This window comes from Paraburkholderia translucens (assembly GCF_020881035.1).
GTDB classification, from domain to species: Bacteria; Pseudomonadota; Gammaproteobacteria; order Burkholderiales; family Burkholderiaceae; genus Paraburkholderia; species Paraburkholderia translucens.
Window position 1 is genome coordinate 320,948 of sequence record NZ_JAJITC010000002.1, and the last position, 13,613, is coordinate 334,560.

At 62.5% G+C, this 13,613-nt stretch carries 12 protein-coding genes and 1 pseudogene; 2 read left to right on the forward strand and 11 right to left on the reverse strand.

The features are described 5' to 3' along the window. The first annotated feature begins 2 nt into the window (after positions 1 to 2). On the forward strand, positions 3 to 1,025 hold the full coding sequence (galE, locus tag LJ655_RS04685; protein ID WP_230560089.1) for a UDP-glucose 4-epimerase GalE: 1,023 nt from the start codon (positions 3 to 5) through the stop codon (positions 1,023 to 1,025). A 90-nt stretch (positions 1,026 to 1,115) separates the two neighbouring features. On the opposite strand, the gene LJ655_RS04690 is transcribed toward galE, so the two are convergent. Beyond that, positions 1,116 to 2,657 carry a hypothetical protein gene (locus LJ655_RS04690; protein ID WP_230560090.1) on the reverse strand — a complete coding sequence of 514 codons (1,542 nt, stop codon included), beginning with the start codon at positions 2,655 to 2,657 and terminating at the stop codon, positions 1,116 to 1,118. A gap of 126 nt (positions 2,658 to 2,783) precedes the next feature. Next, positions 2,784 to 4,352, reverse strand: coding sequence for a methyl-accepting chemotaxis protein (locus LJ655_RS04695; RefSeq protein ID WP_230560091.1), 1,569 nt, complete (start codon positions 4,350 to 4,352; stop codon positions 2,784 to 2,786). A gap of 249 nt (positions 4,353 to 4,601) precedes the next feature. Between LJ655_RS04695 and LJ655_RS04700 the strand changes: the two genes are divergently transcribed. Further along, positions 4,602 to 5,702 carry an MraY family glycosyltransferase gene (locus LJ655_RS04700; RefSeq protein ID WP_230560092.1) on the forward strand — a complete coding sequence of 367 codons (1,101 nt, stop codon included), beginning with the start codon at positions 4,602 to 4,604 and terminating at the stop codon, positions 5,700 to 5,702. A 118-nt stretch (positions 5,703 to 5,820) separates the two neighbouring features. Here the strand turns inward: LJ655_RS04700 and LJ655_RS04705 are convergent, their stop codons facing one another. From LJ655_RS04705 to LJ655_RS04750, 9 genes and pseudogenes are all read right to left on the reverse strand, one after another. Beyond that, positions 5,821 to 6,078: a hypothetical protein gene (locus tag LJ655_RS04705; RefSeq protein ID WP_230560093.1), complete on the reverse strand. Its 258-nt coding sequence runs from the start codon at positions 6,076 to 6,078 to the stop codon at positions 5,821 to 5,823. Beyond that, positions 6,062 to 6,576, reverse strand: a pseudogene (locus LJ655_RS30165) (DUF2778 domain-containing protein); the annotation flags it as partial. The gene LJ655_RS04705 and the pseudogene LJ655_RS30165, both read right to left, overlap by 17 nt. Positions 6,577 to 6,876: 300 nt before the next feature. Continuing rightward, entirely contained in the window at positions 6,877 to 7,026 is a 150-nt protein-coding gene (locus tag LJ655_RS30170; RefSeq protein WP_329959675.1) for a hypothetical protein, read from the reverse strand. Between the two features lie 79 nt (positions 7,027 to 7,105). After that, the gene (locus tag LJ655_RS04725; protein ID WP_230560097.1) at positions 7,106 to 7,633 is read right to left on the reverse strand and encodes a DUF2778 domain-containing protein; all 528 of its coding nucleotides are present in this window, start codon (positions 7,631 to 7,633) and stop codon (positions 7,106 to 7,108) included. A 296-nt stretch (positions 7,634 to 7,929) separates the two neighbouring features. After that, on the reverse strand, positions 7,930 to 8,184 hold the full coding sequence (locus tag LJ655_RS04730; protein WP_230560098.1) for a hypothetical protein: 255 nt from the start codon (positions 8,182 to 8,184) through the stop codon (positions 7,930 to 7,932). Beyond that, positions 8,165 to 8,683 carry a DUF2778 domain-containing protein gene (locus LJ655_RS04735; RefSeq protein ID WP_230560099.1) on the reverse strand — a complete coding sequence of 173 codons (519 nt, stop codon included), beginning with the start codon at positions 8,681 to 8,683 and terminating at the stop codon, positions 8,165 to 8,167. Before LJ655_RS04735 ends, LJ655_RS04730 begins: the two co-directional genes overlap by 20 nt. Positions 8,684 to 9,165: 482 nt before the next feature. After that, the gene (locus LJ655_RS04740) at positions 9,166 to 11,046 is read right to left on the reverse strand and encodes a polysaccharide biosynthesis protein (RefSeq protein ID WP_230560100.1); all 1,881 of its coding nucleotides are present in this window, start codon (positions 11,044 to 11,046) and stop codon (positions 9,166 to 9,168) included. Between the two features lie 11 nt (positions 11,047 to 11,057). Beyond that, a complete protein-coding gene (locus tag LJ655_RS04745; RefSeq protein ID WP_230560101.1) occupies positions 11,058 to 12,080 on the reverse strand; it encodes an MraY family glycosyltransferase in 1,023 nt (340 codons plus the stop codon). A gap of 49 nt (positions 12,081 to 12,129) precedes the next feature. Then, entirely contained in the window at positions 12,130 to 13,089 is a 960-nt protein-coding gene (locus LJ655_RS04750; protein WP_230560102.1) for a UDP-glucose 4-epimerase family protein, read from the reverse strand. Positions 13,090 to 13,613 lie beyond the last annotated feature (524 nt).

Here is a 13,613-nt window from a genome sequence, read left to right on the forward strand (position 1 = left end):
GCATGACCACGAAGGGTACGATTCTGGTTACGGGCGGCGCGGGTTTCATCGGCTCGCACACCTGCGTCGAACTGCTGAACGGCGGCTACGACGTCGTGGTGATCGACAACCTCGTGAACAGCAAGCGCGAATCGCTGCGGCGCGTCGAGAAAATCACCGGCCGTGCGCTCACCTTCTACGACGACGACGCGCGCGACGCAGCGGCATTGCAGCGGATTTTCGACGCGCATCCGATCAGCGGTGCGATCCACTTCGCGGCGCTCAAGGCGGTGGGCGAATCGGTCGCGAAGCCGATCGAGTACTACGCGAACAACGTCGGCAGCCTGCTGGCGCTGCTCGGCGTGATGCGCGATCGCAACGTCAGGCAGTTCGTGTTCAGCTCATCGGCCACGGTGTACGGCGTGCCGAAAAGCTCGCCGATCGACGAATCGTTCCCGCTCTCGGCGACCAATCCGTATGGCCAGTCGAAGCTGATCGCCGAGCAGGTCCTGCGCGATCTCGAAGTGTCGGACCCGTCATGGCGCATCGCGACGCTGCGCTACTTCAATCCGGTCGGCGCGCATGAAAGCGGTCTGATCGGCGAAGATCCGGCGGGCATTCCGAACAACCTGATGCCGTACGTCGCGCAGGTCGCGGTCGGCAAGCTCGCCAAACTGCGCGTGTTCGGCGGCGACTACGAGACGCCCGACGGCACCGGCGTGCGCGACTACATCCACGTGGTCGATCTCGCGCGCGGGCATCTCGCCGCGCTCGATGCGCTCGTCAAGCGCGATGCGAGCTTCGTCGTCAATCTCGGTACGGGTCAAGGCTATAGCGTGCTCGACGTGGTGCGCTCGTTCGAGCAGGCATCGGGCAGGCCGGTACCGTATGAGATCGTCGAGCGGCGCCCTGGCGACGTCGCACAGTGTTTCGCGGATCCGGGCGCGGCCGAGAAAATCATCGGCTGGCGCGCGCAGTTCGGCATCGAGCGGATGTGCGCGGACCATTGGCGCTGGCAGTCGATGAATCCGCAGGGGTTTGCGTAAGCTAGCAGCGAAGCTGCAGGCGGCCCGACGCACCGGTAAGTTGCGTCGGGCTGGCCATCCGCGGCCCGACCTTAACCGTTGCCGGTAGCATTACTTCACGGATTCGCGCGGATAAAAATACAGGCCGGCAACTTTCACCGCGCCGGTCATGCCATCCTTCGGCACCGCCGAGACGAGAAATCGCGTGTGGGCGCTCTGGACCACGTCCGGAGCGCAACGCGCCGATCGAGCGAACACGAGCTGCCAGTTCTGCGCGATGCAGAACGGCAGGCTACCCCGGCGCTTCGCATAGGCCTCCACGCCGACCAGCGTAGACCAAAGCTGCTCCCAATTCGCGGAGCCATCGAGATCGAGCACGGCGGGAACGCCACTCGCTTCCAGCTTGCCGATCGCAACGTAAGCAGCGGGAATGTCCGGATCGTTGTATTGGGAAATGTTCTCAGGAGGTTGATGAATCCTGATCGCAGTGAAAGCACCCGCGGCCACGCAGACGATGACTGCGACGGGCATGGTCGCGACCACCACGTTGTCGAGCAAGCGCTTCACCAGCAGCGTCAGTGCAAGAGCCGGCACGGCGTAGTAGAAGATGCCGACGTAGGTCAACGACAGGTTGTCGACTCCGAAAATGGAATAAAAGAGGAACGCGAGCGTCGCACTCGCCAGCGCCAATGCCAAGGCCCGCTCCGGCGCGACACGGCCTTCACCGTCCCGCGCGGGATCGTTGGTCACGAGAATCGCGCAAGCGGCGGCGCCGAAGAGAATCCCAAAGATTCCATTACTCCAGAAAAGACCGACAAAGCGCACGGCATCCACTGGACGGTTCGGCTTATGGGCGTGCCCAAAGGCAGCATAGTCCGCAAGCGGTCCGGGAAAATGAACGGCCGTCTGAATGACGAGTGGGAGCAGAAACAGCGCCACGATCGCCAACGCGACAGCGATCGTGCGAACATTCGCCGCGAGATAGTCGCGACCTAACAGCCAGGTGCCTCTGACGTTCGACCTCGCGCGGGCCGCCGTATTGGCGACGAGCGCGCACACCAGCATGATCGCCGTCATGCCGAGAAAGGACGCATGACCATTCAGCAGAAACCCAAGACTGACGGCAAGCAGCAGGAGTCCGTCGCTACGCCCCATGATCAATGCGGCGATCGACACCGTGAACGCGGCGAAAGCGAAGTAATAAAGATGCGGAAACCACGGACCCGCAAACGCCTGGTAGTTGATGTACGCGGTCACGCCGACAAATAGCGCCGTCGTCGTCACGGCACCCGCGAGCGAGCCAAGCATCCTGCGCAACAGCGCCCCGATCGCCACGATCCAGAAAGCGGATAGCAGCGCGACCGCATAGATCTGGCCGGAAAACGGCGATGCGACCCAGTGCGTCAGATCGAAAAACGCAACCTCTCCCGCGGCGAGCACGTAGAGAAACGCGGGGCCAGGATGATTGAAGCCGACACGCGAATAATGGCCGACGAGCAGCTTCAGATGCTTGGCATCGGCTATCAGCACGGAGTTCGCCGCAAAATCTCCGAGTTCATGGAGCGGCACAGACGAAAAAGTCTGTCCAAACAAGATGATGAACAACGCGACGCAAATCGTCGCGATCAGGCAAGCCGCCGACTCTTTGAGCATGAAGTACCTGTTTTCGTTTCCCGTCCAACGCATTGCCGCGATTGGACACCTGCCGCAGTCCGGAAAACAGGATTCTAAGTGAGCCGCCGGCGCGACAAGCACCCGCTCCGGCACATTTTTCGGCGCTTAGGCGAACGCTGGCGACGTCCCCCCGAGACGAAACACCGAAATGGCATCCTTGAGGATGATGGCCTGCTCCTCCAGCGACTTCGCGGCGGCCGCCGCCTGCTCGACAAGCGCCGCATTGTGCTGCGTGACTTCGTCGATCTGCGACACCGCCTTGTTGACCTGCTCGATGCCGTCGCTCTGCTCGAGCGCCGACGCCTCGATCTCGCTCATCACGCCGGTCACGCGCTCGACCGCTTTCATCGCTTCCTGAATCGTCTTCTGCGCATCCGACACCAGCGACGCGCCCTCCTCGACCTTGGCGGCCGATTCGCCGATCAGCTCCTTGATCTCCTTGGCCGCCGCGCCCGAACGCTGCGCGAGGCTGCGCACCTCCGAGGCGACCACCGCGAAGCCGCGCCCCTGCTCGCCCGCGCGCGCCGCCTCGACGGCCGCGTTCAGCGCGAGGATGTTGGTCTGGAACGCGATCCCTTCGATCATGCCGATGATCTCCGTCACCTTGCGTGACGATTCGCTGATGCCGTCCATCGTCTCCGTCACGCGCGACACCACTTTGCCGCCGCGTGTGACCGTGTCGAGCGCGCCGTGCGCGAGGCGATTTGCCTGCTTCGCGTTGTCGGCGTTCTGCTTCACGGTCGCCGAGAGCTGCTCCATGCTCGCCGCGGTCTGTTGCAGCGCGGCCGCCTGCTGCTCGGTGCGCGCCGACAGATCGGCATTGCCCGACGCGATTTCGTTCGCGCCTTGAGTAATCGCGGTCGTGCTGCCGCGCACCTTGGCGACCGTTTCGACGAGGCCGTCGCGCATCCGCGTCAGCGCGCCGAGTAACTGGCCCATCTCGTTGCGTGACTTCACCTTGATCGCGCCGCTCAGGTCGCCGGCGGCGATGCGCTCGAAGTGCTTGACCGTCGCGTTGACCGGCTTGATCAGCGCCGACGACAACGCGATGCGCGCGCCCACGGCGATCACGAGCGCGATCACCGCGATCGCACCGAACAGCACCGTCGCAAGCTGGAAGCGTTGCGCGCCGGTCGCCGCCTGCTGATGCTGATTGTCCATCTGCGCTTTCTCGAGCGCGTCGATCGCTTTCGAGTAGGACGCGTAGAGACTGTTCGCGGTGTCGCCCTGGATATTGCGGAACGTGTTGAAGTCGTAATCGGTCAACGCCTTGAATTCCGGCTCGATCGCCTTGTCGACGAGTGCTGTGCGCGCGTCCCCGACGCTCTGCGCGAGCTTGCGCTCCGCGTCGCTCTCGAACGGGCCGGCCATGTAGTTGCGGAAGTCGTTGTTCGAATCGACCAGCACCTTGTGCGCGGCCGGCAGCAGATCGTCGGTCTGCTTGCCGATGCTGAACAGCGTCTGATAGGTGCCCAATGCGAGCTGCACCTGCAGAAGTTTCTCGGAACTCGCCTTCAGATGCGACAGCGCTGCGGCACTGCGCTGCGCGTCGTCGAGGCTGCCGTTGGCGAGCTTCAGCGCGCCGTAGCCGACAGCGATCACCGTCAGAAGGAAAGCGACAAATACGCTAATCACGAGCGTCAGCCCGCCACGAATTGTGATGTTATTTAGCATTGGGTCTCCGGAACCTCTTTGTTACGCGCGACTTACACTTCGTCGCATCCATGTTTACGGCCGCGACACGCGCGCGCCGCATAGGGGGAATCCATGAGAAGCGAGCGTCCGTGGGCCTCTGCGGGCGGTTTTGGTCTCGTTATCTGGGATTTTCGCCCTTGCGCATGAAAGCGGGGGTCCTCCGGCGCGCGCCGGACGCCGCGCGTTTCGTGTTTGTATAATTCCGCGTCTTCGTTCAGGCCCACTTTCATGCTCAGTTTTGCGCTCGGCTTTCTCGTTTCCCTGCTGATCACGCTGTTGATCGTGCGCTATGCGCATCTGCATGAAAAATTCTCGACGGATACGGATCTGGCCGGCGTGCAGAAATTCCACGTGCGTCCGGTGCCGCGCATCGGCGGGACCGGGATTCTGGTCGGGCTGATCGTCTCCGCGGTGCAATTGCATCGCGCGTATCCGGCTGTGTCGGGCGGCATTCTCGGGCTCATTGCGTGCGGCATGCCGGCGTTCGGCTCGGGGCTCGCCGAAGATCTCACCAAGAGAGTGTCGCCGCTCGTGCGCCTCGTGTGCACGATGGCGGCCGCCGCGCTCGCGTGGTTTTTTCTCGACATCGCGGTCACGCGCATCAGCGTGCCGCCGCTGGACTTTCTGCTGTCATACGCGCCCGTCTCGTTCGTGGTCACGGTGCTCGCGGTCGCGGCGCTCGCCAACGCGATCAATATCATCGACGGGTTCAACGGCCTCGCGTCGATGGTCGCGTTCATGATGTTCGCGTCGCTCGCGTATGTCGCATTCCAGGTGCACGATCCGGTCGTGCTGTCCGCGTCGTTCATGATGATGGGCGCGGTACTCGGCTTCTTCATCTGGAACTTCCCGGCCGGGCTGATTTTTCTCGGCGACGGCGGCGCGTACTTCATCGGCTTCATGCTCGCCGAGCTGTCGATCCTGCTCGTGATGCGCAATCGCGACGTGTCCGCATGGTATCCGGTGCTGCTCTTCATGTACCCGATCTTCGAGACCTGCTTCTCGATCTACCGCAAGAAGTTCATTCGCGGCATGTCGCCGGGCATTCCGGATGGCGTGCATCTGCACATGCTGGTCTACAAGCGGCTGATGCGCTGGGCAGTAGGCGCGCGCACCGCGCGCGAGCTGACGCGCCGCAACTCGCTGACCTCACCGTACCTGTGGCTGCTGTGCCTGGTGGCGGTCGTGCCGGCGACGCTGTTCTGGCGGCACACGCTGCATCTGTTCTGCTTCGTTGTCGTGTTCGCGGCGACTTATGTGTGGCTTTACGTGAGCATCGTGCGGTTCAAGTCGCCGAGGTGGATGGTGGTGAAGAAGGGCAAGCGGTGAGCAGAGGCGGCAAAGGCGCCCGAGGGCGCCTTTTTGTGGGTCGAAACAGCCTTTGCCGCCTCGAAAGTGGCTCATATGTATCATGAGTATCGGCCGGGAATTCGTAATCCGTTCACCTCTACTTCGTGCGATACCACCGCCATAGCTTCATGATCGCCACATACGCCAGCACCGCCGCGATCAGTTGAATCGTTACCCACACCACGAAATACAAATCTTCGGGATCGCGGACACCGAGCCAGCGCGAAGCAGCGAACCACGCGCGCGACTCGCTTTCTGTCCACTCATAGGGGTACGGACGGACATAAAGCAAGGAGAGATAGAACAGGCCGATAAACAGAGCGATCTTGAACACCCCACGGGCAAGTGTTGCCATATGTGATGACCTCAATTGTTCCGTAGGCGAGAAGGCCTGAACAGCGCGCGGGAATTTTGACGGTGTGCAGCAGCGCGTTTCGGATTGTCATAAAGTCGCTATGCCTCGGCAGCGTGGTGCAGCCAAGCGAAATCCCGCGTCCGCCCGCCGGATGCAAACGGAACTGCCCGCGTTTGACGCAGTTGATCCACGTCACATTATCAATCGTTCCATCATCACGATATAGCGCGAACCATTCACCGTGATTCGATGGGTGACCCATGGCTGCATTCCACTCATCCTTTGCCCATGCAAACACCTGAGAAGGATGCCGCCCGTGGGGCGGTCGACGATCCAGTATTCACCGGGGGGAAGCGCCCCATCATTAGGCACCCTCGTGCAGCCGCCCCGATTGCGGTATTGATTGTTGCCTGAGTACGCGTTGAACGTGCCGATGCCATTAATGGTGAGCGGCGACAGCGGCGCGTTGTTCACGAGAAACTTGCCGGTGTAGGCCATATGTCACGCATCCTGATTGCGCTGGTTGTACGTCATTGCGTCCTGCATAAGTTCCCTCCGTTGTTGAACTTTGACCGTAGGCGCGCGAGCCGCTGGCGCTATAGGTCGATTCCAGATTTGCCGCTTTTTTCGCCTGGACCAAAAAGCGCGCCCCGAGGACGCGCACCTTTGCGGCGACGGTTCAATGGCAGGTGTATGTGCCCGGCGCAGACTTCAGGAAACTCCGAAAAGCCGGGGCGTAGACGATGGGCGACTCTCCTGGGCAAAAAAATAGAAAAGCCCCGTCGCCGGGGCGTTCATCTACTTCGTGCGATACCACCGCCATAGCTTCATGATCGCCACATACGCCAGCACCGCCGCGATCAGTTCGATAGTGAGCCACAGGCCGATATACAGGTTTTCGGGGTCACGGATGCCTAGCACCTCCGAAGCGTGTATCCATGCACGCATCTCGGACTCGGTCCACCCATCGTCGTACGGTCGAACAAATCGAAATGACAGAAGGTATAGACCTATAAACACCAGGACTTTAAGCACCCTTCGGACAGGTATTGCCATATGTGATGACCTCAATTGCTCCATAGGCGCGAAGCCCCGAATTGCCAGCAGGGATCGTCATGGTATGCAGCAGTGCGTGGCGGATCAGTAGAAAATCATCACGGCTAGGCAGGGTAATGCAGCCAAGCGAAACACCCCGACCACCTGCCGGATGCAACCTGAAGTTCCCACGCCGCACGCCGTTGATCCATGTGTAATCGTCGATTAGCCCATCATCACGATACAGTGCAAACCATTCACTGTGATCGGTCGGGCGCGACGAGTAGTAATTGAACTCATCTTTTAACCACGTTTCTACCGCAGAGCGCACGCCGCCAGTAGGGCGCGGGACGATCCAGTACTTGCCAGCGGGGATCGGCCCGTTATTAGGAACCATTGTGCAGCCGCCCCGATTGCGGTATTGGCCGTTGCCAGAATAGGCGTCGAATGTGCCGATGCCATTAATGACGAGCGTTGACAGCGGCGCATTGTCCACGAGAAATTTGCCGAAGTAAGCCATGTTTCACGCCTCCTGACTGCGCTGGTTGTACGTCGTTGCGTCCGGCATGGATTCCCTCCGTTGTTGAACCTTGCGCGTAAGCGCGAGCCGCTGGCGCTATAGGTCGATTCCGGATTTGCCGCTTCTTTCGCATAAACCAAAAAGCGCGCCCCGAGGACGCGCACCTTTGCGGCGACGGTTCAATGCCAGGTGTATGTACCAGGTGCAGACTTCAGGAAACTCCGAAAAGCCGGGGCGTAGACGATGGGCGACTCTCCTGGGCAAAAATAGAAAAGCCCCGTCGCCGGGGCGTTCATCTACTTCGTGCGATACCACCGCCATAGCTTCATGATCGCCACATACGCCAGCACCGCCGCGATCAGTTCGATAGTGAGCCACACCCCGATATACAAATCTTCGGGGTCACGGACACCGAGCCAATCCGAAGCCCCCCACCATGCTCGCGCTTCACCTTCTGTCCACTGATGGGATATCCGGACATAGCGAAATGAAAGAAGAAACAACCCGATAAAAAGCGCGATCTTGAAGACGCTAGCGACAAGTGCTGCCATATGTGATGACCTCAATTGATCCGTAGGCACGAAGCCCCGAAATGCCAGCAGGGATCGTCATGGTGTGCAGGAGTGAGTTGCGGATTCTCAGGAAATCAGTACGGCTCGCCAGAGTAATGCAGCCAAGGGAGACACCCCGACCACCTGCCGGATGCAACCGGAACTGGCCACGCTTGACGCCATTGACCCACGTCCAGTCATCAATCGCACCATCGTCACGATATAGCGCAAACCATTCGTTGTGATCGGTTGGCCCCCCATCAAAGGCATTAAACGCATCTTTTATCCACGCTAAAGCCCTGGAGCCTACACCGCCAGCAGGGCGCGCGACGATCCAGTATTTACCAGCGGGAATTGGTCCTTTGCCCACCACCGCCGTGCAGCCGCCCCGATTGCGATATTGCCGATCACCTGAAAACGCGTCGAATGTGCCGATGCCATTGATGGTGAGCGGCGACAGCGGCGCGTTGTTCACGAGAAACTTGCCGAAGTAAGCCATATGTCACGCCTCCTGATTGCGCTGACTGTAGGTCATTGCGTCCTGCATGGATTCCTTCCGTTGTTGAACCTTGAGCGTAAGCGCGCGAGCCGGTGGCGCGCTGCAAATCGACTCCGGATTTGCCGCCTCTTTCGCCTGGACAAAAAAACGCGCCCCAAGGGCGCGCGAAATCGTTGCATCACAGAAATAGAGTCAACAGAGCCGCCCCCTCAGCAGGAATGACATGCCGGGCGGCGACGGTTCAATGCTAGGTGTATGTGCCGGGCGCAGGCTTCAGAGAACTCCGAAAAGCCAGCGTGCGCGCGATGGCCGTCAACTCTCGCGGGCAAAAACAAAAAGCCCCAGCAGGTCTGCAGGGGCTTTCGTCGATAACCATCCGAGGCGCACTTTCAATGGGGCGAATGACCTGCCTTCGCGAGTACGAATTCAATGCTTCGACGACTCCAATGACTCGCGTCAACGGAAGACCGTCAGCGGAACACCTACGACGCCCGCGTCGCCGGCGCCACACTGCGCAGTGTCGTGGCCATTGCCGGCTGATACTCTGGCACCCAGCGCCGCAGATCGCGCCGCACTTCATCGTCGGATGGCACGTGATGCTGCATCAGCCACGGCAGCAGGTTGTCGATCAGGCTGTCGGGCACCTCGCGCGCCTGCGCGATGCGCAGCTTCGGGTGCGGCGTGCGCGTGGTCGTTTCGTCGTCAGCGAGCAGTTCCTCGTAGAGCTTCTCGCCGGGCCGCAGCCCCGTGAACACGACGCGAATCTGCTCTTCGGTGAAGCCGTACAGACGAATGAGATCGTGCGCGAGATCGGCGATGCGTACCGGCTTGCCCATGTCGAGGATAAAGATTTCGCCGCCGCGCCCCATGCTCGACGCCTGCAACACGAGTTGCGACGCCTCGGGAATCGTCATGAAGAAACGCGTGATCTCCGGATGCGTGACAGTCACCGGCCCGCCGCGCGCGATCTGCTCCTGGAACTTCGGAATCACGCTGCCCGCGCTACCAAGCACGTTGCCAAAGCGCACGGTCTCGAACTGCGTGCGCCGCGCGCCCTGCTGCTGCAGCGCGGAGCACGTCATTTCCGCGAGCCGCTTGCTCGCGCCCATCACGTTGGTCGGGTTGACGGCCTTGTCGGTCGAGATCAGCACGAAATGCGCGACGTCGTGACGGATCGCCGCGCGCGCGACGCGGTACGTGCCGAGCACGTTGTTGCGCACTGCCTGCCAGGTGTTGACCTCTTCCATCAACGGCACGTGCTTGTAGGCCGCCGCATGAAACACGATATGCGGACAGTAGCGCGCCATCACCTGATCGAGCAGCAGCGAGTCCTTCACGTCGCCGATGATCGGCACCAGCGACACTTCCGGATACTTCTCGCGCAGCTCTTCGTTGAGCCGATAGATCGAGAACTCGGAGACGTCGAACGCGACCAGCTGCACCGGACCGAAGCGCAGGATCTGCCGGCACAGCTCCGAGCCGATCGAGCCGCCCGCGCCCGTCACCATCACGACGCGGTTCTTGAGCAGCGCGGCGACGTGCTCGGTGTCGATCGTCACAGGGTCGCGGCCGAGCAGGTCTTCGAGATCGATCTGCCGCACGCGCGACAGGAACGCCTGGCCTTGCGTGAGCGGCGTGAGCGCGGGCAGCGTCATTGCGCGCACTCCGGCACGCACGCACAGCGTGGCGATGCGCCGATGCGCTTCCACCGACGCCGACGGCACCGCGATGATCACATGCTCGACCTTCAGCTCAGCGCTGATCTTGTGGAGATCGCTGATCGCGCCAAGCACGCGATAGCCGTAGATTTCACGGCCATGCTTGATCGGATCGTCGTCGAGCAGACCCACGAGACGCCATTGGCCCGAGCGCTTCAGTTCGCGCACCAGGTTCGCGCCGGCGTTGCCCGCGCCGAGCACGAGCACCGGCTTGCCCTGGCCGACGAGACCACCATAGCGATAGAACTCCTTGGCGGCACGATACAGCGCGCGGGAGCCGCCCATCGCGAGGAATAGCAGCATCGGCGAGACGATCAACACTGAACGCGGCACGACCGGTGCCGGCTGCAGCAGCGCCGAGCCGATCACGACGACGAGCGCGCCGACGCCGATCGCCTTCGCGATCCGCACGAGGTCGGGCAGGCTCGCGAACACCCACATGCCGCGATAGAGGCCATAACTGCGAAACATCACCGCGTAGATCAGCAGCACCCAGATGAGCGCATGCAGCCCGCTCGACCAGAACGGCGCGGGCACCGGCCCATTGAACCGGATCACATAGGCCAGCATCCAGGCCATCGCCACCGCGCACAGGTCGAACGCAAACGCACTGAACGAAAGCCATCTGGCTTTGAAGCTTTTCATTGCGCAGAACCTCAGATTGGCCCGGAACGGGCCGCATGGCGCCGCCAGCGGCGATCAATACACAGCCCCGCGGCGACCAGCACGGCAGTCCATGCGACGACAACCAGCCATTGATACAGAAGAGTGAAATGTAGCGCCCAGACCGCAAGCATTATGCCCGCCGCCATGAACAAATACCAAATCCACGCGGTCGACGCGTGCCCCAAACCCGACTGCACCAGTCTTTGATAGTAGTGTTCACGATGGGCCTGCCAAAATTTTTCACCGCGCAGCAGACGCTTAAGTAGCGTGACCGACGCATCGCCGATGAACGGCGCGAAGCACAGCGCCGGAAACCACACCGGCCACGCGCCCTCTCGCCAGCCCCAGTAGCCGAGCGCACCGGCCAGAAAGCCGAGCGGTATCGAGCCGGCGTCACCGAGAAAGATGCGCGCCGGATGAAAGTTGAACAGCAGAAAGCCCGCCGCCGCGCCCGCGACGATCAGGCTCGCCGTCGCGAGCGCCGGGTCCGCATGCGACGACAACGAGGCGGCCGCCGCATAGCCGCCGAAGCCGAACAGCGCCATGCCGCCCGCGAGGCCATCCGAGCCGTCCATGAAGTTGTAAAGGTTGACGAGCCACACGAGTAAAACCGCCATGCACGCGAGCGCCCACCACGGCACCTCGGCCGGATAGACCGCGATGAGCGCCGCCACCGCCGCCGCGTGTCCGCCGAAGCGCACTCGCGCGGGTAGTCCGCGTCGATCGTCGATCTGCGATAGCGCCGCGAGCAGCGCCGCGGCGAGCGCGGGCAGCCACAGCGACGGCGCCGCGAGCGCGATCAGCAGGACCGCGACCGGCACGATGCCCCAGCCGCCCACGCGCGGCGTCGGACGCGTGTGCAGTGAGCGGTCGTTGGGGATGTCGGTGGCGAGCCGCCATGCGAGGCCGGTCCGCAGCAGCGTCCACAGGATCGCCGCGCATGCGGCGAGCGCGGCGACACCCCACGGCAGTAGAGCGGCGATGGAAGAGGCAGAGTGCGAAGCGAGCGGCATCGATGGGGTTAGCGATTCAGGTCAAAGTCAGCGCGGGTTCAATCGACGATCAGTGCGTGGAGCGATACCAGGCCGTGGTTTCGAGCAGCCCATGCTCGACCGTGTGGGGCGGATACCAGTTCAGATATTCGCGGATATGCGAACTGTCGACCCGCAGCTCGCCGATCAGCCGGTCGATCTGCGCCGAGCGGCCGGTCAGGCGGCCGGCGAGGCGCAGCACGCCCTGCGGCACCGGCACGAGCCGCGCGGGCACATGCAGTTGCGTGGCCAATAGACGCGCCAGCTCCGGCACGCTGAGGTCACGGCCGTCAGTCACGTGAAAGGTTTCGCCGGCCGCGCGCGGTTCGGTCGCGCAATGCACGAGCGCGTCTGCGAGGTTGTCCACGAACACGAGGCTGCGGCGCGCGTTGACCGCACCGAGCGGCAACGGGATGCCCTTCGCGATCGCGTTCATCAACTGCAGGAAATTCGCGCGCACACCCGGTCCGTAGACCAACGGCGGCCGCACCACGACGACTTCGAGACCCGCCGCGCGGCCATAGTCGAACAACGCGCGCTCGGCTTCCAGCTTCGAAATGCCATAGGCATCGGACGGCGCAGGCTCGTCCGTTTCGGCAATCGGCCGGCCAGCGCTCGCCTCGCCCATCGCCTTGATGCTGCTGACGAACACGAAGCGCCGTGCGCCCGCGCGCCGCGCCGCCGCCGCGACGCGCAAGCTGCCCTCGACGTTGGTCGCGCGGTACGCGGCGAGCGGATCGGTCAGGGTCTCGTGCATCACGTGCACGCGCGCGGCCAGATGGATCACCGCATCGCAATTGAGGGCGACCGGCCAGCGCTGGTCGATGCCCGCGAAGTCCTCGGTATCGAGCAGCCATTCGCGCACGCCCTCGGCAGCCGTCTGCGGCCGGCGCACCACGCCAGTCACGCGATCGCCCCGCCGCAGCAACGCGCGGGACACGGCCTGGCCGACGAAGCCGTTGGCGCCGGTAACGAGGATCTGCAGGCTCATCGTGCTGTTCCACGACGCATGATTTCGTCCACGCCATGCCGCGCGATCCAGACAGACAGACGATCGCCGCCGGGACTCGACGGGTCCGCAAACGGCGGGAAAGGCGGATCAGACACGATACAATCTGGCATCAGCGGTGCTTTCTCAGGTAGTCTGGCTCGGAACGTATTGTATTCGGGCAACACTGCGTTCCATCACGCGGCACGTGTGTCCGGGCCGTGATAATAGAACGGACCCGTGCCTGCTGGCGCACTGTTCGTACACTTCGTAACAACTCAAACATATTCGCGCATGGGGAATTCGTGGTATCGATCCGACGTGCTCGACAACAGCACATTCAGGCCTGCTCGCTGGCCGCGCGACCGGGCCCCGGCCTGCGCACTGGCAAGCCACCGCCTGAAGGCCGCGCAAACGCGCGGCGCGTATCCGCGTGAATGCCCCGAAACCTGCTGGTGTTGCCGCCGAGCCCGCGCGTCGCGCGCAATGGCTCTGCGTCGACTTGCTGGTCTGACGAAAAAATGTTT